Origin of the sequence: Pseudomonas psychrophila (assembly GCF_001043005.1) — a bacterium.
In the GTDB taxonomy this organism is placed as follows: domain Bacteria; phylum Pseudomonadota; class Gammaproteobacteria; order Pseudomonadales; family Pseudomonadaceae; genus Aquipseudomonas; species Aquipseudomonas psychrophila.
This window is the reverse complement of the sequence record NZ_JYKZ01000014.1, coordinates 16,617-40,813: the sequence shown is the minus strand read 5'-3', so window position 1 is coordinate 40,813 and position 24,197 is coordinate 16,617. Positions and strand designations below refer to the sequence as shown.

The following is a 24,197-nucleotide window of genomic DNA, read 5'->3' as shown; positions in this document are numbered from 1 at the left end:
CATAAAGACCGTCTTGGTCTTACTCGATGCCTAGTAATTGCTCACTGCACCTAATCCTCAGTCTTCCTGCTGCATGACTCGACACCTACATACCAAGGCTGATTACCCGCGTACGGCTGCCAGTTGCCTGTTTGTACTCTGGAGCAACCGTCTGGCCCATTCCCTCCGGCCGCCAGCCGTGTAGAATCGACGGATTCATCGCCAATCATCCCCGGCGGGTTTATGAGCTCAGGCCCAGGCGCGCGGCGATCCCGCAGCGTTTACGGCAGCTTGCGGATACGTAGTCATTTTCTGTGTGACCCGCAACCATTAGAAGCTCACTTCCCTGTTTGTTACCTGATTAGCCGCCCGGAGTTGTTCCATGCCTGACTATCGTTCGAAAACCTCCACCCACGGCCGCAACATGGCCGGTGCCCGCGCTTTGTGGCGCGCCACGGGGATGAAAGATGCCGACTTCAAGAAGCCGATCATCGCCATTGCCAACTCCTTTACCCAGTTCGTACCCGGCCACGTCCACCTAAAGGACATGGGCCAACTGGTTGCCCGCGAGATCGAACGCGCTGGCGGCGTTGCCAAAGAATTCAACACCATTGCCGTAGACGACGGCATCGCCATGGGCCATGACGGCATGCTGTATTCGCTGCCGAGCCGCGAGATCATCGCCGACTCCGTCGAGTACATGGTCAACGCCCACTGCGCCGACGCCATCGTGTGCATTTCCAACTGCGACAAAATCACCCCTGGCATGCTGATGGCCTCGCTGCGCCTCAACATCCCGGTGATTTTCGTTTCCGGCGGCCCGATGGAAGCAGGCAAAACCAAGCTCGCCAGCCACGGCCTGGACCTGGTAGACGCCATGGTCATCGCGGCCGACTCCAGCGCTTCTGACGAGAAGGTTGCCGAGTACGAGCGCAGCGCTTGCCCGACATGCGGTTCGTGCTCCGGCATGTTCACCGCCAACTCGATGAACTGCCTGACCGAGGCCCTGGGCCTGGCCCTGCCGGGTAACGGCACAGCACTGGCGACCCACAGCGACCGCGAGCAACTGTTCCTGCAGGCTGGCCGCACCATCGTCGACCTGTGCCGCCAGTACTACGTCGAGAACGACGAATCGGTACTGCCGCGCAACATCGCCAACTTCAAGGCATTTGAAAACGCCATGACGCTGGACATCGCCATGGGCGGATCGACCAACACCATCCTGCACTTGCTGGCCGCAGCCCAGGAAGCCGAGATCGATTTCGACCTGAAAGACATCGACCGCCTCTCGCGCCACGTGCCGCAGCTGTGCAAAGTGGCGCCGAATATCCAGAAGTACCACATGGAAGACGTGCACCGCGCTGGCGGCATTTTCTCCATCCTCGGCTCGCTGGCCCGTGGCGGCCTGCTGCACACCGACCTGCCGACCGTACACAGCAAGACCCTGGCTGAAGGCATCGCCAAATGGGACATCACCCAGACTGACGACGAAGCCGTACACACATTCTTCAAGGCAGGCCCGGCCGGCATCCCGACGCAAACTGCGTTCAGCCAGTCCACACGCTGGGAAACCCTGGACGACGACCGCGAAAACGGCTGCATCCGAAGCGTCGAGCATGCTTACTCGCAAGAGGGCGGCCTGGCCGTGCTGTACGGCAACATCGCGCTGGATGGCTGCGTGGTCAAAACCGCGGGTGTCGACGAGTCGATTCACGTGTTCGAAGGCAACGCCAAGATCTTCGAAAGCCAGGACAGTGCCGTGCGCGGCATTCTGGCTGACGAAGTGCAGTCCGGTGACATCGTGATCATCCGTTACGAGGGTCCAAAGGGCGGCCCGGGTATGCAAGAGATGCTCTACCCGACCTCCTACCTGAAATCCAAAGGCCTGGGCAAAGCGTGTGCCTTGCTCACCGATGGCCGCTTCTCGGGCGGCACTTCGGGTCTGTCCATCGGCCATGCCTCACCGGAAGCGGCTGCTGGCGGCGCGATTGGTCTGGTGCAGGACGGCGACAAAGTGCTGATCGACATTCCAAACCGCTCGATCAACCTGATGATCAGCGACGAAGAAATGGCGGCACGCCGTGCAGAGCAAGACAAGAAAGGCTGGAAGCCGGTAGAAATCCGCCCACGCAAAGTCACCACCGCCCTCAAGGCCTATGCCTTGCTGGCTACCAGCGCCGACAAGGGCGCGGTGCGTGATAAAGCGTTGCTGGACAAGCTGGTGCCGTAAGCCACCGCGCAACAGTAAAAATCCCGGCCAGGTGCCGGGATTTTTTATGCCCAACCCCACTATGTGGGAGCGAGCCTGCTCGCGAAGGTCGTTAGCGATATCGCGGGTTTAGTGCGCAATCGCGAGCAGGCTCGCTCCCACAATGAACATTTGTGCAAACTCGGTTACTGGATCTGATCAGGCTTGACGATCACCCAGTTCTTGTCCGCCGTGACCGGCAAACCTTCCTTGGCCTGGGCCGCTGCGTTCTTGGCCATCATGCCTTCCAGCTGCGCCATGTATTTGTCCTTGCGGTTGACCCACAGGTGAATCCCGCCTTTGGCCACGTCCACACCGTGGAACAGCATGTAACCATCACTGGATGGCGTATCACCGCCCACCAGCACCGGTTTTTTCCATTGATCGATATAGGTCAGGATCGCCGCTTGCTTGCCCGCCATCCACGTTGCCGGCGTCCACAGGTAAGGCGTCAGCTCCAGCCCAAGGTTGGCTTTTTCGTTATAGGTCCCCGCACTGATCTGCTTGCGTGCCGTGGTCAGCTCTCCGGTTTTGCGATCCTTGAGCAAGGTGGTCACGCCAATCACGTTCTGCGGTTTGACGTTGTAACCGTACTTGGGGTCCGCCGCGACCATACGCACCAGCTCTTCCGAGGCGGCGGTCATCACGTAGACCTCGATGCCGTTCTCCATCAGCTTGTTGAACAGCTCAACCTGACCGGTAAACACCTTGGGCGGTTGAACCTGGGAGCTCTTGACCACATCGCCTTCAAAGTAAGTCACCGGCACCGGCTTGCCCGACGCCATCAACTCGTCCACATAGCCCTTGAGCTGTTGCAGGGTGAAGCCGGAAAACACCTGGGCCACCCACGGATAGCAGACCATGTCGTCGATTTCACACAGGCGATAGTAGTAACTGAACAGGCTTTCTTTATGGTCAGCGGTATCTTTGAACGGGATCAGCTTGAGTGACGGGTCGAGGCTCTCGCGGGTGATCAGGCCCTTGTTTTCCATGTACGGCAGCAGGGCCTCTTCCAGATCGTTGCGATAACTGGTGTTGTCCATGTCAAAGACCGCGAAGTTACCCTTGTTCGCGTTGGCGGCGATCATGGCCTCCAGTTGCTTGGCCTGGTCAGCGGGCCAGTGTTTCAATTCTGTGGCCAGCACCTGGCCTGTCAGGCCCAGACACAGGGTTGCAGCGATCAACTTGGCGGTCAGTTTCATCAGCTATGCTCCACGTCAAAGGCATCGAAGCTAACAAACCTGTATGACAGTTTTTGACTTGGACACGACTGTCAGCGTCTTGAATGCGCCACGCGGCTTATTCCAAAAACCTAGGTATCCATTCCACAACGGTATATTTGTAGATATATCAACCTGTTACGATTTCCGGTTCGAAATAGCAGCACACAAATACTGGTACAAGTCGTCCCCTCGGAGCTTTCATGAATTTCCCGCTGATCCTCAATCTGCTGGTGTTCCTCGCGTTGCTGTTCGGCCTGTCGCTGACCCGCCACACCGCGTGGAGCCTTGCGAAAAAAGTCTTGCTGGCGCTGGTTCTCGGCGTGGTCTTCGGGCTGTGCCTGCACATGACCTACGGCTCCGATAGCCCTACCCTGAAAACCTCCATCGGCTGGTTCGACCTGGTTGGCAGCGGCTACGTGCAGTTGCTGCAAATGATCGTGATCCCGCTGGTATTCGCATCGATCCTCAGCGCTGTGGCCCGCCTGCATAACGCTTCATCTCTGGGCAAAATCAGCTTCCTGACCATCGGCACGCTGCTGTTCACCACCATGATCGCAGCGCTGGTGGGCATCGGCCTGACCAACCTGTTCGGCCTGACCGCCGATGGCCTGGTAGCGGGCGCAGCTGAAATGAGCCGTCTGCAAGTGATCCAGAGCGACTACGCGGGCAAGGTCTCAGACTTGAATGTGCCGCAGTTGCTGCTGTCGTTTATCCCGCAAAACCCGTTTGCCGACCTGGCCCGAGCCAAGCCGACATCGATCATCAGCGTGGTGATTTTCGCGGCCTTCCTGGGCATTGCTGCACTGCAACTGTTCAAGGACGAGCCGGAAAAAGGCGGCAAGATCATCAGCGCCATCGACACCCTGCAAGCCTGGGTGATGCGTCTGGTGCGCCTGGTCATGAAACTGACCCCGTACGGCGTGCTGGCCCTGATGACCAAAGTGGTCGCCATGTCCAATGTGCAAGACATCATCAAACTGGGCAGCTTTGTGGTGGTGTCCTACATCGCCCTGGCACTGATGTTCGTGATTCACGGCGTGATCCTGTCGGTATCCGGCGTTAACCCACTGCGCTTTTTCCGCAAGGTATGGCCAGTACTGACGTTTGCCTTCACCAGCCGTTCGAGCGCGGCCAGCATTCCGCTGAGCATCGAAGCGCAAACCCGTCGCCTGGGGATTCCGTCTTCCATCGCCAGCTTTGCCGCCTCGTTTGGCGCGACCATTGGCCAGAACGGCTGTGCCGGTCTGTACCCGGCCATGTTGGCGGTAATGGTTGCCCCGACCGTGGGCATTAACCCGCTGGACCCGATGTGGATAGCTTCGCTGGTCGCGATCGTGACCTTGAGTTCAGTAGGGGTGGCCGGTGTGGGCGGTGGTGCGACCTTCGCGGCACTGATCGTATTGCCCGCGATGGGCCTGCCGGTGTCATTGGTGGCGTTGCTGATTTCAGTTGAGCCGTTGATCGACATGGGTCGCACGGCGCTGAACGTCAGCGGTTCTATGGTTGCCGGTACGGTGACCAGCCAGATTTTGCACCAGACCGACAAGGCCATTCTGGCTGAAGACGATCACGGTGATCTGGCGCACGCGTAACACTTGACTGACCCCGCGCCCACTCTTGTGGGAGCGGGCTTGCTCGCGATTCAGGCAACGCGATTTGTCTTTACCAACGCGGTGATGCAATCGCGAGCAAGCCCGCTCCCACAGGGTAATGGGTTGCCTTAAATTCTTTCCCACACCTCAAAGCTGAACGCCGGTTTGTCATCTGCCGCCTCGTGCAGCTCTTCTGACACCCGCTTCCACTGCGCCTGATCAAACTCAGGGAACCACGCATCGCCTTCCGGGCTCATCCCCACCCGCGTCAGGTACAACCGGTCGGCATCCGCCAGACCCTGGGCATACAACTGCGCACCGCCAATCAACATCACTTCGCTGACACCCTGCTCGGTTGCCCATTGCTCCGCGCGCTCAACAGCGGCCTCAAGGGAGGCAAATACCTCGGCACCTTCAAGCTGCAGATCGGTCTGACGACTGACCACCAGGTTCAAGCGACCCGGCAACGGGCGTCCCAGCGAATCCCAGGTTTTGCGACCCATGATGATCGGCTTACCCAGGGTGGTGGTCTTGAAGTATTTGAAATCCGCAGGCAAATGCCACGGCATGCTGTTGTCGACGCCGATCACGCGGTTTTCAGCGAGTGCCGCGATCAGACTAAGGGGGAGTGATTTTTTCATGGCGCCGAGGATACCAGAGCGGCCCGCGCCGACAGTACCCCGCCTGACTAACAGCGGTTATGCTCTTTGTTCACTTGAATGGAATGTCGCGTGACTCAACTTTCCCCCTTACAACGCCTCTGGCTGACCGAAACCGTGCGCCTGCGCGAAGAACACGCAGGCCCGCTGGACGACCTTGAAGCCAATCGCCGTGCCCGAACCTCGGCGGGCGACTTATCCACACGCCTGCAAAACCGCGCCCTGTGGCTGGCCGAACGGGATGGTTTGCTCAGTGCCATGCAGCACTGGTTGCAAGGTGCAAGGCTGGCGCTGTTGGTGCTGGCGGTACTCGCCGTACTCAGTGGCGCCGGTCTTGCATTCGCGGCCCTGGGCGACGGGCAAACCCCGGTCAATGTGTTCTGGGCACTGGGCAGTTTGCTGGGGCTCAACCTGATCCTGCTATTGAGCTGGGTGATGGGTCTGCTGTTTGCCGGTAACCACGGCGCGAGCCTGGGCCGCCTGTGGTTGTGGCTCAGTGAAAAGCTCGCCCGTGACGCCAAGGCCGCACAACTGGCCCCCGCATTATTGTTGTTGTTGCAACGACGCAAACTCAATCGATGGGCGCTCGGCACACTGGTCAATGGCCTGTGGCTGCTGGCGATGCTCAGCGCGCTGGCGATGATGCTGTTGCTTATGGCTACTCGCCGCTACGGATTCATCTGGGAAACCACGATCCTCGGTGCCGACGTATTTGTCGCCGCCACCCGCGCCCTTGGCGCACTGCCCCACTGGCTGGGGTTTGGCGTACCGACCGTGGAAATGATCCGCATCAGCAACGACACCAGCCTCTACAACAACGAACTGGTGCGCCAGGCATGGGCGGTCTGGCTGGTCGGCGTGGTGCTGATCTACGGCGTGATTCCACGCCTGCTCCTGGCAGCCTTGTGCCTGTGGCGCTGGAAAAGCGGACGCAACGCATTGCAGCTCGATCTCAACTTGCCCGGTTACAGCCAGTTGCGCGAACGCCTGATGCCCAGCAGTGAGCGTCTGGGCGTCAACGACATTGCACCTGAGCAATTGCACAACGTGCAGGCCGGGCACAGCGACCTGCAAACCGATGGCGCATTGATCGTGGCCATTGAGCTGGACGACCAGCACCCGTGGCCACCCAAATTGCCTGCCACGGTCAAGGACGCGGGCATTCTCGACAGTCGCGAGTCCCGGCAAAAACTGCTCGAACAAATGACCCGCTTTCCCCCGGCCCGCTTGGCCATTGCCTGCGACCCGCGACGCTCGCCGGATCGCGGCAGCCTGGCGCTGATCGGCGAGTTGGCGCGCAGTGCCAGCGAAACCCGCGTGTGGCTGCTGCAAGCCCCGCCCGGTCAGGCGCTGGACGCCGACCGCCTGGGCGACTGGCACACCGCGCTGCAACAACTGGGGCTGCCTTTCGCCGCCAGCGCGCCCTTGAACTGGCTGGAGACAGGCCATGACTAAGCCACTCACGCTGGCCGTAGTCGGCCACACCAACGTCGGCAAAACCTCATTGCTGCGCACCCTGACCCGGGATGTCGGCTTTGGCGAAGTGTCCCATCGCCCCAGCACCACGCGCCATGTCGAAGGTGCGCGATTATCGGTAGACGGCGAGCCCCTGCTGGAGCTCTACGACACGCCGGGGCTTGAAGATGCCATCGCCCTGCTCGACTACCTGGAACGCCTCGACCACCCCGGCGAACGCCTGGATGGCCCCGCGCGGGTGGCGCGGTTTCTCGAAGGCAGTGAGGCGCGCCAGCGTTTCGAGCAGGAGGCCAAGGTACTGCGCCAACTGCTGGCATCGGACGCGGGGTTGTATGTGATCGACGCCCGCGAGCCGGTACTGGCCAAGTACCGCGACGAACTCAGTGTGCTGGCCAGTTGCGGCAGGCCGCTGCTGCCGGTACTCAATTTTGTCAGCAGCCCGCAGCATCGCGAACCGGAGTGGCGCGAAGCCCTAGCACGCCTCGGTTTACATGCACTGGTACGGTTTGACAGCGTGGCCCCGCCCGAAGATGGCGAGCGCCGCTTGTATGAAAGCCTGGCCCTGCTGCTGGAGCATTCACGGGAGGCGTTGCAGCGACTGATTACAGACCAGGAGGCTCAACGTGAAGCCCGCAAGCACAGTGCGCTGCGCTTGATCGCCGAATTATTGATCGACTGCGCCGCGTGCCGTCGCAGCGTAGTCAGCGAAAAAGCCGCCGAACAACAGGCCATCCAGCAACTGCGTGAAGCGATCCGCCAGCGTGAGCAGCGCTGCGTTGAAGCCATGCTCAAACTGTATGGCTTTCGTACCAGCGATGCGGCGGCCAGTGATTTGCCGTTGCTCGACGGACGTTGGGGCGATGACTTGTTCAACCCTGAGACCCTCAAGCAACTGGGTGTGCGGGTTGGTAGCGGGATTGCTGCAGGCGCGGCGGCCGGGGCCGGTGTGGACCTGATGGTCGGTGGCCTGACCCTGGGTGCGGCCGCACTGGCCGGCGCCATTGCCGGCGGTGCGCTGCAGACCGCACGCAGCTATGGCAGCCGCTTGCTGGGCAAACTCAAGGGCCAGCGTGAATTGACCGTGGACGACAGCGTGCTGCGCCTGCTGGCCTTGCGCCAACGGCAATTGCTGCACGCCCTCAATGCCCGCGGGCATGCCGCTGTCGACAGCATCAAGGTCGCCACCCCACAGGACAAAACCTGGCGCGAGGGCAAATTGCCCGAAGCCCTGAACAAAGCCCGTGCGCACCCGCAATGGTCGTCTCTGAACCCGCATCCGAAGCTGAACCAGGCTGAGCGCCAGGAGCAGATCGAGGCGTTGGCCGGGCAGATCTAAGTACCGACTCAACCCCCGTGGGAGCGAGCCTGCTCGCGATTGGATCGCTGATACACCGCGTCGTTTTTTTCGCGAGCAGGCTCGCTCCCACAAGAATGGGTGCTTAAGCCTCTAACAGGCGGACGGCCTTGTTCTTGAGGAGTTGCAGGTCGATCAGTGGCACGTGCATTTCCTTGGCCTGCTCATCCCAGACCCGCATGCGCAGGCTCAACGCACACAGCGGATCTTGCTCGAATGCATCCGCCTCGGCCTCGCTCATCACTCCGCCCTGATACCCCAGCGTGCGGATACTGGCTTCACTCAGCAGGTCGTAATAGCCTGGTTGCCGCAAAGTCAGGTAGCGCTTGGCCTGCACGTGATACTCCACCAGCTTGGCCAGTCGTTCACTGAAGCCTGCACGGCGCAAATAGCGGGCGCCCACCAACTCATGGCTGACCACACCATATCCGCCCATGTTCTTTGCATCATTGACACAGAAGTGCCCAATATCGTGAAAGAACGCCGCCAGGATCACTTCATCATCGCAGCCCTCATCCAACGCAAGCTGCGCGGCCTGGGACATATGCTCGATTTGCGACACCGGCTCGCCGATGTAATCGTCTGTGCCGTATTGCTGATACAAACCAAAAATGTCTTCAACCACTTGCTGTGCGTGTGTCATCACCTCTCCTCCAGCATCCGGGCGATATTGCCCTCGGCCATTGCCGGGCCCACGCTCATGCCCACACCTGTGTGCATCAGCGCCGCATTCAAACCCGGCGCCACCTCCAACCAGGAGAACGGCTTGGCTCCTTTCGCACCATAGACGCCCTGCCAGCGCTCGACCACCCTGACTTCACAGCCCAGGGTTTCTTCGCAGAGTTGCAGCATCCAGTTATCGACCTGTTCACCATTAAAGGGTGACGGATCGCGACCGTAATCGTGAGAATCGCCGACGATAAGATCACCATAAGGCGTTGGACTGACCAACAGATGAATGCCGTGCTGATCCAGATGGGGGCTGCCTCGCAGGATTTCATCCTGCACCGCCGCGGCTTGCGGCAAGTCGGCAAAGGCACCGTAATGGACACAGCTCAGCCCGGTCAGCAGGGCGTGTTGCAGCTTCAAATCGACCTTGGGTCGCACGCGCAGCATTTGCAGGCGGCAAATCTGCGGACTGAGTTTGGCCAGCGGCTCAGCCAGCAACGTCAGGTAATCGTGACCCGAGCACACAATCACGTGCGAGCCCTTGAAGCTCCCCGCCGTGGTGTGGACCTGACCGGGCTCGACATCGCGCACCAGGGTCGAAAAATGAAACTCGACACCCAAGTCACGCTGCAAATACGCAATCAATGCCGCAATGGCTTCCCGTGAATAGACCTGCTGGTCGTCAAGCCCATGCAGTGCGGCACGGTGATGGCTGAATTGACCGCCGTACAGCGCGTCCATTTCTGCACCGCGCAAGAGTTCGACGCGATAGCCAAATTCACGGGCGCGGCCTTGGCAGAAAGCATCCAGCAAGTGTTCTTCGGCTTCGGTTCGAGCGAACAGGTATGAGCCATTACGCTTGAGGTCAAAACCCGCGCGCTGCGCCCAATCGGCCCAAATAGGGCGGCTGGCCCGGGCCAGGTCGAGCATCACGCCGGGTGGCTGGCCGGTGACCAGCGCCTGGCCAAAGTTGCGCACCGACGCACCCAAGGGCGTAGCGGTGCGTTCGAATACGCGCACCTTGAGCCCGCGTCTTGCAGCGGCGTAGGCATGGGACAAGCCCAGAATGCCAGCGCCGACGATAAGGATTGGTTGAGTCATCACGATGTCCTGAAGGGCAACTTCACTTCCCTTGTGGGAGCGGGCTTGCTCGCGATACAAACGCCGCGGTGCGGCTGTCCAACCGCAGCGATCCAATCGCGGGCAAGCCCGCTCCCACAGGTCTTTTGTGGCTATAAAACTACTGCGCCGCTTTCTCGGACTTGCCGTCATAGCGCTTGCGCCATTCGGCCAGAATGCTGTCGCGGTTCTTGGAGGCCCAGGCGAAGTCGTTTTTGATCAGGCGTTGCTCGTAGTCGGCTGGCAGTTCGGTTTGTGGCTTGGCGATGCCCGGCTGAGCGAGTACCGCAAAATTTTCTTTATAAAGCTCCATCGCTGCCGGGCTGGCGGAGAAGTCAGCCAGTTTTTTGGCTGCCTCTTCATGCGGCGTGCCTTTGATCACGGCAGTGGCTTCGATTTCCCAGCCCAGGCCTTCTTTTGGTAACACGATGTCCAGCGGTGCGCCCTGGCGCTTGAGCTGCACGGCCGGGTATTCAAACGAAATACCGATCGGGAACTCACCCGAGGCCGCCAGCTTGCACGGCTTGGAGCCCGAGTGGACGTACTGGCCGATGTTCTGGTGCAAGTCGTCCATGTACTGCCAGCCCTGCTTCTCGCCGAAGGTCTGCAGCCACGCACTTACGTCCAGAAAACCGGTGCCGGACGAAGCCGGGTTAGGCATGACGATCTTGCCCTTGTACTCAGGCTTGGTCAGGTCTTGCCAGCTCACCGGCTTGGTCAGGCCCTGCTTCTCGGCTTCGATGGTGTTGAAGCAAATAGTCGCGGCCCACACGTCCATCCCCACCCAGGCGGGCGGATTGGCCGTATCGCGATAGTTGGCGCCAATCTTGGCCAGGTCTTTGGGGGCGTAGCTTTGCAGCATGCCTTGCTGATCCAGAATCGCCAGGCTGGAAGCCGCCAGGCCCCAGACGGCATCGGCTTGTGGGCGGGCTTTCTCGGCCAGCAGCTTGGCCGTGATGATGCCCGTGGAATCGCGCACCCACTTGATCTCAACGTCCGGGTTGGCCTTCTCGAAAGCCTGCTTATAGGTCTTGAGCTGCTCGGCTTCGAGGGCCGTGTACACGGTCAGCTCGGTTTTGGCAGCAAACGCATTGAAGCTAAAAGCGGTGAGGACAGCAGCGGCAAGAGCAAGTGGCTTGAACATGGTGCGGTTCCTTTATGGTTGTAGGGGCAGGATTGAGAGGGCACGAATCATTGAGCCGGAGCGCCCTGGCGCCAGGCCTGGGAGCGACGCAGCAACCCGCGTGAAGCCCAGGCCAGCAGCAGGGACACACCTACCGAGGTGAACAGGATCAGGGTCGACATGGCCGCCGCGCCGCCAACGTTGCCGGCGTCGTCCATGTTCAGTACCGCCACCGCCGCCAGGATGGTGTCGGGGCTGTAGAGGAAGATCGCCGCTGACACGGTGGTCATCGCCGAGACAAACAGGTAGCGGATGATGTCCAGCAGCGCCGGCAGGCAGATCGGTACGGTGACGCGCCAGAAATGGCGATACAGGGGTGCTTTGAGCGACAGCGCGGCGGCTTCGAATTCGCCATCGAGCTGACGCAGTGCCGTCGTGGCGGTCATTTGGGCGGTGGTCAAATAGTGAGCAATGGTGCACACCACCAGCAGAGTCATGGTGCCGTAGAGCACGTGAAGCGGGTTGCCGGGCAAGTTGAAAAAGAACACGTAGCCCAGGCCAAGCACCAGGCCGGGCACCGCCATCGGCACAAAGCTGAGCATGTGCAGGGCCAGGTTGAGTCCTTTCTGGCCCTTGGTTTTCTCCATCAGGTAGGCACCGGTGAAGATCACTGCACTGCCGATCAAGGCCGTGCACACCGCCATGGTCACGCTGTTGCGATAAGCCAGCCAGCCACCACCGGCCGTGTCGTTGAATTGGTAGTGGTTGAGCGACAAGGACAGGTTGTACGGCCAGAACTTGACCAGCGACGAGTACACCGCCATGCCGAATACCAGCAGCAAAATGGCGCAGATCAGCAGCACGATGGTCAGGTAGCAGCGGTCACGCACTTTGGAAGGCACTGGCTTGAACACTTGGGCGCGGCCGCTCATGGAGTCGCCATGCTGGCGGCGCAGCCAGGCATCGACCCCGAAGCTGAACAGCGCAGGCAGTAGCAAGACCATGCCGATCAGCGCACCGCGACCGAATTGCTGCTGACCGACCACGGCTTTGTAGGCTTCCAGCGCCAGCACTTGATAGTCGCCGCCCACTACAACGGGCACACCAAAATCGGTGATGGTCAGGGTGAATACCAGACAGAACGCGGCGAACACCGCCTGTTTGGTGCCCGGCCAGGTGATGCTGCGAAAGGCCTTGAAGGGCCCGGCGCCCATGCTCGATGCCGCGTCAAACAAGCGCGCATCTGCCAGCGACAAGGCCGACAGCAAAATCATCAACGCGTGAGGGAAGGTATAAATCACTTCACCGAGCACGATCCCCCAGAAGCCGTAGATGTTGTCCGAAATCAGCCCGCGCAACATGCCTTGGTTGCCAAACAGGTAAACCAGCGCAATGCCCGGCAACATCGACGGAGCCATCAGCGGCAACAGCGACATCCCGCGCCAGATACGTTTGCCGGGGATCATGGTGCGTTGCAGGGCGTAGGCAAACAGGTAAGCCAACGGTACGACAATTGCCGCGACGCTCAGCGCAACCTTGAGGCTATTGCCCACCAACCAGTGAAAATTTTCGCTGGTGACCAGCTCCCGGGCGGCGATCCAACCGCCGCCCTGGCCATCTTCAGCGCTGAACCCGCGCCAGAAGATCGCCAGCAACGGCATCAGCACCGCGACGCCCAATAGCAGCAGTAACAGCAGCTTGCCGCCCACGACGAAGATGCGGTCACCACGCTCCGCCTTCGAGATTTTGCGGGTCACTTTGCCGGGTAACGGCAAGGTCAATTGGCCGGCCATCTCAGGCAAACACCTGCAGGCTGCCCGGCGGCAGGGCGACAAAAATGTCCGGGGCGCCAAGGCGTGGCAAGTCCTGGCTGCCGACTTCGGCAGTCAGTGCATGGCCCGGCAAGTGGTTGAGTTCAAAACTCATGCGGCACCGGTTGCCCAGAAAGGTGATTTCTCGCACTCGCGCCGGGAACAGGTTTTCCTGATGCAGCACCGGGTTGACGCTGATAGCTTCGGGACGGCAAAACAGACGGCCCGATGAAGCACGCCCGGCATCGTCTGCCAGGCGCATGTTCATCCCGCCGACCTGAGCGTGGCTGGCGCTGTTGCGTTGAAACGGTAGCCAGTTGCCCTGCCCCACAAACTCGGCCACAAACGGAGTGGCGGGCTTGTCGTAGATTTCTTGCGGAGTGGCGTATTGCTCGACCTTGCCGTTATTCATCACGGCAATGCGGTCGGCCATCAACATGGCCTCGTCCTGGTTGTGGGTGACCATCAGCGTGGTGATCCCCAGGCTGCGCTGCAGTTGGCGCAGCTCGGTACACAAGTGCTCACGCACACGGGCATCCAGTGCCGACATCGGTTCGTCGAGCAACAGCAAGGACGGCGATGGTGCCAAGGCGCGGGCCAGGGCAACTCGCTGTTGCTGGCCGCCGGACAATTGCCCCGGGAATTTCTTTTCACTGCCGATCAGGCCCACGAGTTCCAGCATGTCGCCAACCCGCTTGCGCACCACATCGCGATGGCTGCCCGCCAGGCCGTAGGCAATGTTGGCTTCAACGGTCAGGTTGGGAAATAGCGCGTAGGACTGGAACAGAATCCCGTAGTCCCGGGCTTGAGGCGCAAGTTCAGACACATCGCGCGAACCCAGATACAGCGCGCCGTCGTCCTGACGCTCAAGCCCCGCAATGCAGCGCAGCAGTGTGGTCTTGCCGCAGCCGGAAGGCCCAAGCAGACACACCAGCTCGCCTGCGGCCACGTCCAGCGAGACGTTGTCCAGCGCGGTAAAGGCGCCAAAGCGCTTGCTGACATTACGCACCCTCATCGGTACGCCGGGTTGGGTCAAAGCGGTTGCGTTCGAGCTGTTCATGGATGCACCTCATCAAGCAGATGGGGGCCATCCTAGAGACGCAATGCGTACAAGATGTGGCAGCAAGGCCAAAGCTGCCGATAGTGGTATTGGTGGATTTGGGTATGGGTGCAGGGTCATTGTGGGAGCGGGCTTGCTCGCGATGGTCTTACCGCATTTTGCCTGACAGACCGCATCGTCTGCATCGCGAGCAAGCCCGCTCCCACAGTGGTTGTGGTCAGGCCGGGGCCATTTCCTGCGCCAGCCCCAGAAATGCCGCGGGCAAACGCGCCGATTTGCGCTCTTTGAGGCAGTACAGGTATTCGTGGATGACCGGCGCATTTTCCAGGGTCAGCACCCGAAGCTGCGGATCGTGGGGCACCTCTTGCCGGGCGATGATGCTGATACCGATATTGCGCAATACCGCCTCGCGGATCGACTCCCGGCTGCCAATCTCCAGCAACGGGCCAAAGCTCACACCGGCGCTGGCCAGCAGCTCTTCTGTCAGCTTGCGCGTGGTCGAGCCCTGTTCGCGCATCAACAGGCAATGCCCGGCCAGCGCACTCAATGGCACGTGTTCGAGCTTGGCCAGCGGGTGATTGCGATGCACCGCCAGCACCAGCGGATCGGTGCCGAGTACGCGGCGAATCAGGCGCGGGTCCTCCAGTAACTGCGACGAAGCGGCGATGTCGACCCGGTATTCATCCAGCGCTTCAAGCACCTGCCGGGAGTTGCCGATGTCCACCGACACTTCGATCTGCGGCAAGCGTTCGCGAAAGGCTTTGACCAGGTCGAGGATGTAATACGGTGCCGTGGCGGCGATGCGCAAAGTACCCACGCCCTGACCGCTGTTGCGCAAAAAGAACTCAATGTCGGCTTCTTGCTGGAGCAGTGCCTTGACCATCGGCAGCAAGCGCACACCCTCATCGCTGAGGGTCAGGCGCCGGCCGCCACGGTAAAACAGCTCCACGGCGTACTGGCTTTCGAGGTTGCGGATCTGCGTGGTCACGGTCGGCTGGCTAAGCCCGAGCTTTTTTGCGGCCAGAGTAATGCTGCCCAACTGGGCCACCCGGTAAAACGCTTTCAGCTCGGCACTCAGCACAACGGCCTCTCTTGATCTATTTGCGCAACAGGCGCAAACCGTTGAATACCACCAACAGGCTGACGCCCATGTCGGCAAACACGGCCATCCACATGGTGGCCATACCGATGAAGGTTACCGCAAGAAAGATCGCTTTGATGACCAATGCCAGGGCAATGTTCTGCTTGAGGATGCTGGAGGTCTGGCGTGACAGACGAATGAATGCGGGGATTTTGCGCAGATCGTCGTCCATCAGGGCAACATCTGCGGTCTCAATCGCTGTATCTGTGCCGGCTGCGGCCATCGCAAAACCGATCTCGGCACGGGCCAGTGCGGGGGCATCGTTGATCCCGTCACCCACCATGCCCACGTGATGACCTTTTGCGTACAGGGCTTCGATTGCCTTGAGCTTGTCCTCCGGCAGCAAGTTGCCTTGCGCTTCGTCGATGCCGACCTGGGCCGCAATGGCGCTGGCGGTGTGCGGGTTGTCACCGGTCAGCATCAAGGTTTTGATGCCCAGTTCATGCAACTCACGGATCGCCTCGCGACTGGTTTCCTTGACGGTGTCTGCCACCGCGAAAAGCGCCATCGGCCCTGAGTTGTCACACAGCAAGATGACCGTTTTACCCTGTTCTTCCAGCGCAAAGAGTTTTGCTTCAAGGGCAGGCGAGCACAGGCCAAGCTCCTCCACCAGACGATGGTTGCCCAAATGGTAAAGCTTGCCGTCAATCTCACCACGCACGCCGCGACCGGCCAGGGCGGCGAAGTTATCCACAGCGCTCAGTTGCAGTTTTTTATCCACAGCCGCAGTGGCCACGGCCAGTGAAACCGGGTGATCGGAGCGCGAGGCCAAGCTCGCGGCCAACACTACGGCGCTGTCGGCGACCAACGGATCAAGGGGCAGGTAGTCGGTTTGAACCGGCTTGCCGTGGGTGATGGTGCCGGTTTTGTCGAGGGCCAGAAAGTCGAGTTTGTGGCCGCTTTCCAGGTACACACCGCCCTTTACCAAAATCCCTTTGCGGGCCGCTGCAGCCAGACCACTGACGATGGTGACCGGAGTCGAGATCACCAGCGCACACGGGCACGCCACCACCAGCAACACCAGAGCGCGGTAGATCCAGTCGTACCATACGCCGCCCATCAACAGGGGCGGGATCACGGCCACTGCCAAAGCGAACACGAACACCAGCGGGGTATAGATTTTCGAGAAGCTGTCGACGAAACGCTGGGTCGGCGCCCGTGAGCCTTGGGCTTGCTCTACGGCGTGGATGATCCGCGCCAGCGTCGAGTTGTTGGCCGCAGCCGTCACCCGGTACTCCAGGGCACCGGCCTGGTTGATGGTGCCCGCAAACACTTTATCGCCCACGGTTTTTTCGATCGGCAGGCTTTCACCGGTGATCGGCGCCTGATCGATGGTAGAACTGCCCGCGATCACTTCGCCGTCCAGGCCGATTCGCTCGCCGGGGCGCACTCGCACGATGGCGCCAAGCGCGATGTCTTTGACCTCACGCTCAACCCAGGTGCCATCCGCCTGCTGCACGGTGGCTTTGTCCGGCGCCATTTGCATCAGTCCGCTGATGGCATTGCGTGCGCGGTCGAGGGATTTGGCCTCGATCAACTCGGCCACGGTAAACAGGAACATCACCATGGCAGCTTCTGGCCATTGGCCGATCAACACCGCGCCGGTCACGGCGATGCTCATCAGCGCGTTGATATTCAGGTTGAGGTTTTTAAGGGCAATCCAGCCCTTTTTGTAGGTGGTGAGGCCGCCGCTGAGGATCGACACCAGCGCCACCAGTGCGATGACCCACGTGGGCGCTGCATCGGTGAAATGCAGCACTTCAGCCGCCAGTGCGCCCACACCGGCCACCGCCAGCGGCCACCCGTGTTTTTTCGCGGGCGGTGCAGCCGGGGCCGCCTCTGCCCCTGACTCAATAGGATCGGCCTGCATGCCAAGGGATTTGATCGCCGCGATAATCGGCTCGGTCGACGGAAGGTCGTGGGTCACGCCCAGCACCCGGTTAATCAGGTTGAACTCCAGTTGCTGCACACCCGCCAGCTTGCCCAGCTTGTTCTGGATCAGCGTTTGCTCGGTGGGGCAATCCATCGCTTCGATGCGAAAGTTGCTCAACCGCGAGCCCGCCGTGGGGGTGGCGCCGAGCTTGATTACGCTTGGCCCCGCTGCGGTCGAGCAGCAGCTGTGGGCATGGCTGGCGTGGTCATGCTTCGCGCCATGGTCGTGATCATGATCGTGGGGATGCTTGTGCGGGGTGTGAATGGAATCGCTCATCGGGTTGCGTCCGGAAAAGGTGCCTGTTGCCAAGTAAAGACCCTGTAGCCACTATAGGGTCAAGCAACCTTTCGGAGATAACCGCGATGAAAATTGGTGAACTGGCGAAATTGACCGACTGTCAGGTCGAAACCATCCGTTATTACGAGCGCGAAGGGTTGCTGCCGGAGCCAGCGCGCAGTGAAGGTAATTACCGCTTGTACACCCAAGCGCACGTGGAGCGGCTGACGTTTATCCGCAATTGCCGCAGCCTGGACATGACCCTTGAAGAGATCCGCAGCCTGCTCAATCTGCGCGACAGCCCGCAGGACCAGTGCGAAAGCGTGAACGCGCTGATTGATGAGCATATTCATCACGTCAAGGCGCGAATCGACGGTTTGCTGGCCTTGCAGACACAACTGCTCGACCTGCGCCAGCGATGTGGCGAGGGGCCCAACGGGGAACATTGCGGGATCTTGCAGCAGCTGGAAGTCAGCGGCTCGGTCAGCGCACCGGAAGGTGAGCCAAGCCATGTGGGCAGAAGCCACGGGCATTAAAGCAAATAGACCACTCCCTTTGTGGGAGCGAGCCTGCTCGCGAAGACCTCAACAAGACCTTCGCGAGCAGGCTCGCTCCCACAGGGATGCAGTTACACCGCCATCGGCGCGGTCATGGGCGCGTGGTGCTGATAGCCTTCGAGGCTGAAGTCACTCGGCTCGATCAGGCCCAGCCACTCTGGCTGATATACACCCGTCTTGGCGAACTCAGGCACACGGTCCGAGATCACCAGTTTTGGCATCGGGAAGGGTTCGCGGGTCAACTGCTCATTGAGCATGTCCAGGTGGTTTTCATACACATGAGCATCGCCGATGAAGTAGGTGAACCAGCGCGGCGTATACCCGGTCAGGCGGCCGATCAGGCTCAGCAGAGCAGCGCCTTCGGTCAGGTTGAACGGCGTGCCCAGGCCCAGGTCATTGGAGCGGATGTAGAGGGTCAGGGAGATTTCCTTCGTCTCGACATTGGGGTGGAACTGGTACAGCAAATGACACGGCGGCAGGGCCATTTCATCGAGCTGGGCGCAGTTCCAGCCGTGGAACAGAATACGACGGCTGCCCGGATCATTGATGATGGTGTCGACACACTGGCGCACCTGATCGATGGCCTTGTACAGCACCACGTAGGCCTGACCGTCCTCTTCACCTTCGGCAATCTGGCGATAGCCCTGGCTCAGGCACAACTCGATAGCCGCCTGGTTGCTGCGCTCGATTTGCTTGTAAGCCGGCCATTTGCGCCATTGCACACCGTAGATTTCGCCCAGGTCGTCTTCACCCTGGCGGAACGGGTTGGCCAGCCACTGGGCGTTTTCATTGGCGTTCTGGTCCCACACCTTGCAACCCAGTGCGCGGAAATCGGCAGCGTTGTTGACCGGACGCAAGAAACCGCACATCTCTCCAATCGCGGATTTGAACGCCATGCGACGGGTGGTGATGGCCGGGAAACCTTCTTTCAGGTCATAGCGCAACATGGCGCCCGGCAGACTGATGGTCTTCACGCCGGTGCGGTTGGCTTGCAGGGTGCCGTTTTTGATGACGTTGGCAACGAGGTCGAGATATTGCTTCATGGTTTTCCTACCGTTTGAATGCAGGGCGTTGTGCGCCCTGCCATTCGAATTTAAAGCGCAGCTTTGTTAGCCGCTGGATCGCGGTGGTAAGCCCACCAGATCAGGAACAGGCCGCCCGCAATCATCGGGATGCAGAGAATTTGCCCCATCGTCACCCAGCCGAACGCCAGATAGCCTAGTTGAGCATCCGGCACACGGACGAATTCGACGATAAAACGGAAGATGCCGTAGAACAGGGCGAACATCCCGGAAACCGCCATGGTTGGCCGAGGTTTACGCGAGTACAGCCAAAGAATCAGGAACAGTGCCACACCTTCCAGCGCAAACTGATAAAGCTGCGACGGATGGCGCGCCAGTTGCTGCGGATCGGTAGGGAAGATCATCGCCCACGGTACATCAGTGGCTTTGCCCCACAGTTCGGCGTTGATGAAGTTACCGATACGCCCGGCACCCAGACCAATCGGCACCACAGGGGCGATGAAGTCCATGATCTGGAAGAACGACTTTCCGTTGCGCTTGCCGAACCACCAAACCGCCAGCATCACGCCGATCAGGCCACCGTGGAACGCCATGCCGCCTTTCCACACTTCAAAAATCAGCAGCGGATTGGCGATGTAGGCGCTCAGGTCGTAAAACAGCACATAACCCAAACGACCACCGACAATCACGCCCATGGCCACCCAAAACACCAGATCGGAGAGTTTCTCCTTGGTCCAGGTAGGGTCGAAGCGGTTGAGCCGTCGCGACAGGATCAGCCAGGCTGCGCCAATGCCGATCAGGTACATCAAGCCATACCAATGGATTTTCAGCGGGCCGATGGCCAAGGCCACCGGGTCAATCTGCGGGTAAGGCAGCATTGCGACTCCTTGTTAGATCAGGAAACTCAAACCGACACAAAACAGCAGTGCGGCAAACAGCCGTTTCAGCAGGCGTGGCGAAAGCTTGTGGGCCAGTCGCGCACCAAAACGGGCGAAAAACATACTGGTCAGGGCAATCCCGAGCAGCGCCGGCAAGTAAACAAAACCGAGACTATGCGCGGGCAGGTCGGGGTTATGCCAGCCAATGATCATGAAACTTAATGCACCCACCAGCGCAATCGGCAGGCCGCAGGCCGCCGAGGTGGCGACGGCTTGCTGCATCGGCACGCTGCGCCAGCTCAGGAACGGCACGGTCAACGAGCCACCCCCAATACCGAATATCGCCGAAGCCCAACCAATCACGGTCCCAGCAAGGGTCAGACCGAACTTGCCAGGCACCGTGCCACTCGCCTTGGGTTGCAACCCAAGGGCCATTTGTAGGGCAATCAACAAGGCGAACACGCCAATGATTTTCTGCAAGTGAGGACCGGCAATCGCTTCTGCCGTGATCGCACCAATACCCGCGCCGATCAGAATGCCCAATGTCATCCAGACAAACAGCGGCCAGCGCACGGCGCCTTTGCGGTTGTGCTCACGAATCGAGTTGATCGAGGTAAATATGATCGTGGCCAATGACGTGCCCACGGCCAGATGGGTCAGCACCTCGCTGTTAAAACCTTGCAAGGTGAAGCTGAACACCAGCACAGGCACGATGATGATTCCGCCACCGACCCCGAACAGCCCAGCCAGCACGCCCGCAAAACCTCCCAGCACCAGATAGAGCAGAAATTCCATGACGCCCCCCCAAATTTGATCCGCATGGTAACGGAGCAAGGGCTTTGGCTCCACTGCGCTGCACGGTATGGCGCGAGCGGCCTGAGCAATCTATAAGTAGAGTGATTAAAAAAACATTAAGGACTGCCCATGTGTCTGATTGTCTTCGCCTGGCGCCCCGGCCATGCACAGCCTTTGGTCGTTGCGGCCAACCGCGATGAGTTTTATGCGCGCCCCGCCAAACCCTTTGCCCAATGGGCCAATACGCCCCAGGTGTATGCTGGCCGCGACCTTGAGGCGGGCGGAACCTGGCTGGGGATTGGTGCTGACGGGCGCTTTGCAGCACTGACCAATATCCGCGAACCCCACAAGCCACCTTCGCGGCGTTCCCGAGGTGAATTGGTGGCGGACTTCTTGACTGGCAACCAGTCCATTGCAGAGTACTTCACGCAAGTTGGGCGACGTTCTGTCGAATATGCCGGCTTTAATCTACTCCTGGGCACCCGAGATCAACTCTGGCATTTCAACTCCAAAGATCTGGCGCCACAACCGCTGAGCGAGGGTATTTACGGTTTGTCCAATGCCGGGCTGGACACTCCCTGGCCCAAGCTGGTCAAGGCCAAGGCAGCGTTGGCCGAGGTACTCGACAACCCGCAGCCGCAAGCACTGCTGGCTTTGCTCAAAGACCCGCAAACCGCGCCCTTCAGCGATCTGCCAGACACTGGCGTAGGCCTGGCCACAGAAAGTCTGCTGTCGAGCGTGTTCATCAGCAGCCCCAGCTACGGCACTCGCGCCAGCACGGCGTTGATCATTAATGCTGACGGCTCAAGGCTGGTGGTGGAACACAGTTTCGGGCCGCTGGGGGGGCGGCTGGGGGAAGTGACATTGGCGGTGTGACGAAACACCCACTCTGTGGGAGCGAGCCTGCTCGCGAAGGCTCTTGAAACGCTGTGTTCTTGAGACTTTCGCGAGCAGGCTCGCTCCCACAGGAGGGTGAGAGGCTTTCAATACGGCTTGATTGCCGCCGGGTTCATCATGCGCGTCAGGCCCATGTTTTTCAGGGCCAGATGGATGGTGCTGCGAATAACCTGCGGGTTGTCGATGGTCATCACTTCAGCCAACAGTTCCTTGGCGCGGCTCAGGCTGACCTGGCGCAGCATCCACTTCACTTTTGGCAGGTTGGTGGCGTTCATCGACAGGCTGTCAAAACCCATCGCCATCAGCAGGATCGCTGCCGCCGGATCACCGGCCATTTCACCGCAGATACTCGCCGGCTTGCCTTCAGCGTGAGCGTCGCGCACCACCGATTGCAGGGCTTGCAGCACGGCCGGGTGCAGGTAGTCGTACAAATCCGCAACCCGTGGGTTGTTACGGTCCACCGCCAGCAGGTATTGGGTCAGGTCGTTGGACCCTACCGACAGGAAGTCCACCTGGCGCGCCAGTTCCTTGGTCTGATACACCGCCGCCGGGATTTCGATCATCACGCCGATGGGCGGCATCGGCACGTCGGTGCCTTCGTCACGCACTTCACCCCAGGCACGGTGTAACAGGTGCAAGGCTTCTTCGAGTTCGTGAGTGCCGGAGATCATCGGCAATAAAATACGCAGGTTGTTCAGGCCTTCGCTGGCCTTGAGCATGGCCCGGGCCTGAACCAGAAAGATTTCTGGGTGGTCGAGGGTCACGCGAATCCCGCGCCAGCCGAGGAACGGGTTGTCTTCCTTGATCGGGAAGTACGACAGTGACTTGTCGCCGCCAATGTCCAGGCTGCGCATCGTCACCGGCTGCGGATGGAAGGCGGCGAGTTGCTCGCGATAAATCGCCAGCTGCTCCTTTTCGCTGGGAAAGCGCTGGTTGATCATGAACGGCACTTCGGTGCGGTACAGACCTACACCTTCGGCGCCACGCTGCTGCGCACGCGCCACATCGGCCAGCAGGCCGGTGTTGACCCACAGCGGCATGCGATGCCCGTCAGGGGTGATGCACGGCAGTTCACGCAGGGCATCCAGGCCCTGGGACAGCTGGCGTTCTTCTTCGACAACCTCAGCGTATTGCTTGCGAAGCACCTCGCTGGGGTTGGTGTAGACCTCGCCGTGGTAGCCATCGACGATCATCTGGATGCCGTCGACCTTGGAGTACGGCAGATCGACCAGGCCCATGACCGTAGGAATGCCCATGGCCCGGGCCAGAATGGCGACGTGGGAGTTGCCCGAGCCCAATACCGACACCAAACCAATCAGCTTGCCCTCGGGCACTTCGCCAAGCATGGTGGCCGTCAGCTCTTCGCTGACCAAGATGGTGTTGTCGGGGTAGACCATGCTTTGCTGGCGATCATGCTGCAAATAGGCCAGCAGGCGGCGACCAAGGTCGCGCACATCGGACGCACGCTCACGCAGGTAGTCGTCGTCCATCAATTCAAAACGGTTGACGTGATCAGTCACTACCTGGCGCAACGCGCCCTGAGCCCACTGACCGGTTTTGATGACATTTTTGACTTCGCTGCCCAGCGACGCATCGTCGAGCATCATCAGGTACACGTCGAACAGCGCCTGCTCTTCGGGGCGCAACTGCGTGGCGAGCTTCTTCGAAACGGCGCGCATATCGTTGCGCACGCCTTCGAGGGCTGTTTTGAACAGCGCTATTTCGGCAGGGATATCGGTGATGGCCTTGTCGGGCACCACGTCCAGATCCGCCGGTGGCAGCATGACCACCGCTGTACCTACCGCCGCACCCGGAGAACCCGGAACGCCGACGAACTTGGCTTCCTGGATGCCCTTGCCCTGACGTCCCAGGCCGCGAATCGACCCCGTAGCCTCGGCATGGGCAATAACCCCGGCCAATTGGGCGCTCATGGTTACAAGGAAGGCTTCTTCGCCCTCATCGAACTGACGACGTTCTTTTTGCTGGATCACCAGAACCCCGACCACACGGCGGTGGTGGATGATCGGCGCACCCAGGAAAGAGGCATAACGCTCCTCTCCGGTTTCGGCAAAGTAGCGATAGCGCGGGTGATCGGCGGCGTTTTCGAGGTTCAGAGGCTCTTCACGGGTGCCCACAAGACCGACAAGGCCCTCGTTGGGCGCCATGCTGACTTTGCCGATCGAGCGCTTGTTCAAGCCCTCGGTGGCCATCAGGACAAAGCGGTTGGTCTCTGGATCAAGCAAATAGACCGAGCAGACCTGGCTGCTCATGGCCTCTTTGACGCGCAACACAATAATCCCCAACGCCGCCTTGAGATCCTTGGCGGAGTTAACTTCCTGGACGATCTTGCGCAGCGTATTGAGCATGGCTCGGGGTCGAACTCCG

Annotated in this window: 19 protein-coding genes; 6 read left to right on the top strand and 13 right to left on the bottom strand. The window is 60.2% G+C overall.

What is annotated here, in order from left to right:
* The first annotated feature begins 361 nt into the window (after nucleotides 1–361).
* Complete coding sequence (gene ilvD, locus TU76_RS21600) at nucleotides 362–2,209, top strand: dihydroxy-acid dehydratase (protein WP_019828080.1); 1,848 nt, start codon at nucleotides 362–364, stop codon at nucleotides 2,207–2,209.
* Nucleotides 2,210–2,373: 164 nt separating this feature from the next.
* Here ilvD and TU76_RS21595 read toward each other — a convergent pair whose 3' ends face one another.
* Complete coding sequence (locus TU76_RS21595) at nucleotides 2,374–3,429, bottom strand: HAD family hydrolase (protein ID WP_048352482.1); 1,056 nt, start codon at nucleotides 3,427–3,429, stop codon at nucleotides 2,374–2,376.
* A gap of 221 nt (nucleotides 3,430–3,650) precedes the next feature.
* On the opposite strand from TU76_RS21595, the gene TU76_RS21590 reads away from it, so the two are divergent.
* A complete protein-coding gene (locus TU76_RS21590; protein ID WP_019828082.1) occupies nucleotides 3,651–5,042 on the top strand; it encodes an L-cystine transporter in 1,392 nt (463 codons plus the stop codon).
* 128 nt (nucleotides 5,043–5,170) lie between these two features.
* On the opposite strand, the gene TU76_RS21585 is transcribed toward TU76_RS21590, so the two are convergent.
* Complete coding sequence (locus TU76_RS21585; protein WP_048352481.1) at nucleotides 5,171–5,683, bottom strand: dihydrofolate reductase; 513 nt, start codon at nucleotides 5,681–5,683, stop codon at nucleotides 5,171–5,173.
* A 90-nt stretch (nucleotides 5,684–5,773) separates the two neighbouring features.
* On the opposite strand from TU76_RS21585, the gene TU76_RS21580 reads away from it, so the two are divergent.
* Entirely contained in the window at nucleotides 5,774–7,156 is a 1,383-nt protein-coding gene (locus TU76_RS21580) for a DUF2868 domain-containing protein (protein WP_048352480.1), read from the top strand.
* Complete coding sequence (locus TU76_RS21575; RefSeq protein WP_046810246.1) at nucleotides 7,149–8,513, top strand: GTPase/DUF3482 domain-containing protein; 1,365 nt, start codon at nucleotides 7,149–7,151, stop codon at nucleotides 8,511–8,513. Before TU76_RS21580 ends, TU76_RS21575 begins: the two co-directional genes overlap by 8 nt.
* Nucleotides 8,514–8,616: 103 nt before the next feature.
* Here TU76_RS21575 and TU76_RS21570 read toward each other — a convergent pair whose 3' ends face one another.
* The 7 genes from TU76_RS21570 to TU76_RS21540 form a co-directional block, all read right to left on the bottom strand.
* Nucleotides 8,617–9,174, bottom strand: coding sequence for a phosphonate degradation HD-domain oxygenase (locus TU76_RS21570; protein WP_046810245.1), 558 nt, complete (start codon nucleotides 9,172–9,174; stop codon nucleotides 8,617–8,619).
* A complete protein-coding gene (locus tag TU76_RS21565) occupies nucleotides 9,174–10,301 on the bottom strand; it encodes a TIGR03364 family FAD-dependent oxidoreductase (RefSeq protein WP_046810244.1) in 1,128 nt (375 codons plus the stop codon). Before TU76_RS21565 ends, TU76_RS21570 begins: the two co-directional genes overlap by 1 nt.
* A gap of 139 nt (nucleotides 10,302–10,440) precedes the next feature.
* Nucleotides 10,441–11,463, bottom strand: a complete 1,023-nt coding sequence (locus TU76_RS21560; RefSeq protein ID WP_019828091.1) for a putative 2-aminoethylphosphonate ABC transporter substrate-binding protein — start codon at nucleotides 11,461–11,463, stop codon at nucleotides 10,441–10,443.
* A 47-nt stretch (nucleotides 11,464–11,510) separates the two neighbouring features.
* Nucleotides 11,511–13,235, bottom strand: coding sequence for a putative 2-aminoethylphosphonate ABC transporter permease subunit (locus TU76_RS21555; RefSeq protein ID WP_048352479.1), 1,725 nt, complete (start codon nucleotides 13,233–13,235; stop codon nucleotides 11,511–11,513).
* A gap of 1 nt (nucleotide 13,236) precedes the next feature.
* The gene (locus tag TU76_RS21550) at nucleotides 13,237–14,313 is read right to left on the bottom strand and encodes a putative 2-aminoethylphosphonate ABC transporter ATP-binding protein (RefSeq protein WP_046810242.1); all 1,077 of its coding nucleotides are present in this window, start codon (nucleotides 14,311–14,313) and stop codon (nucleotides 13,237–13,239) included.
* 217 nt (nucleotides 14,314–14,530) lie between these two features.
* Entirely contained in the window at nucleotides 14,531–15,394 is an 864-nt protein-coding gene (locus TU76_RS21545; RefSeq protein ID WP_046810241.1) for a LysR family transcriptional regulator, read from the bottom strand.
* 16 nt (nucleotides 15,395–15,410) lie between these two features.
* The gene (locus tag TU76_RS21540; protein ID WP_048352478.1) at nucleotides 15,411–17,663 is read right to left on the bottom strand and encodes a heavy metal translocating P-type ATPase; all 2,253 of its coding nucleotides are present in this window, start codon (nucleotides 17,661–17,663) and stop codon (nucleotides 15,411–15,413) included.
* 86 nt (nucleotides 17,664–17,749) lie between these two features.
* Here TU76_RS21540 and cadR point away from each other — a divergent pair, with 86 nt between their 5' ends.
* Nucleotides 17,750–18,199, top strand: a complete 450-nt coding sequence (gene cadR, locus TU76_RS21535; protein WP_019828097.1) for a Cd(II)/Pb(II)-responsive transcriptional regulator — start codon at nucleotides 17,750–17,752, stop codon at nucleotides 18,197–18,199.
* Between the two features lie 92 nt (nucleotides 18,200–18,291).
* Here cadR and TU76_RS21530 read toward each other — a convergent pair whose 3' ends face one another.
* The 3 genes from TU76_RS21530 to TU76_RS21520 are packed head-to-tail and all read right to left on the bottom strand — an operon-like array spanning nucleotide 18,292 to nucleotide 20,915.
* Nucleotides 18,292–19,263 (bottom strand): thymidylate synthase, encoded by a 972-nt coding sequence (locus TU76_RS21530; RefSeq protein ID WP_019828098.1) that lies wholly within the window; start codon nucleotides 19,261–19,263, stop codon nucleotides 18,292–18,294.
* A gap of 50 nt (nucleotides 19,264–19,313) precedes the next feature.
* Nucleotides 19,314–20,120 carry a prolipoprotein diacylglyceryl transferase gene (lgt, locus tag TU76_RS21525; protein ID WP_019828099.1) on the bottom strand — a complete coding sequence of 269 codons (807 nt, stop codon included), beginning with the start codon at nucleotides 20,118–20,120 and terminating at the stop codon, nucleotides 19,314–19,316.
* A gap of 12 nt (nucleotides 20,121–20,132) precedes the next feature.
* The gene (locus TU76_RS21520; RefSeq protein WP_037032667.1) at nucleotides 20,133–20,915 is read right to left on the bottom strand and encodes a sulfite exporter TauE/SafE family protein; all 783 of its coding nucleotides are present in this window, start codon (nucleotides 20,913–20,915) and stop codon (nucleotides 20,133–20,135) included.
* Nucleotides 20,916–21,044: 129 nt separating this feature from the next.
* Between TU76_RS21520 and TU76_RS21515 the strand changes: the two genes are divergently transcribed.
* Entirely contained in the window at nucleotides 21,045–21,791 is a 747-nt protein-coding gene (locus TU76_RS21515) for an NRDE family protein (protein WP_019828101.1), read from the top strand.
* A 107-nt stretch (nucleotides 21,792–21,898) separates the two neighbouring features.
* Here TU76_RS21515 and ptsP read toward each other — a convergent pair whose 3' ends face one another.
* Entirely contained in the window at nucleotides 21,899–24,178 is a 2,280-nt protein-coding gene (gene ptsP, locus TU76_RS21510) for a phosphoenolpyruvate--protein phosphotransferase (RefSeq protein WP_019828103.1), read from the bottom strand.
* Between the last annotated feature and the right edge of the window lie 19 nt (nucleotides 24,179–24,197).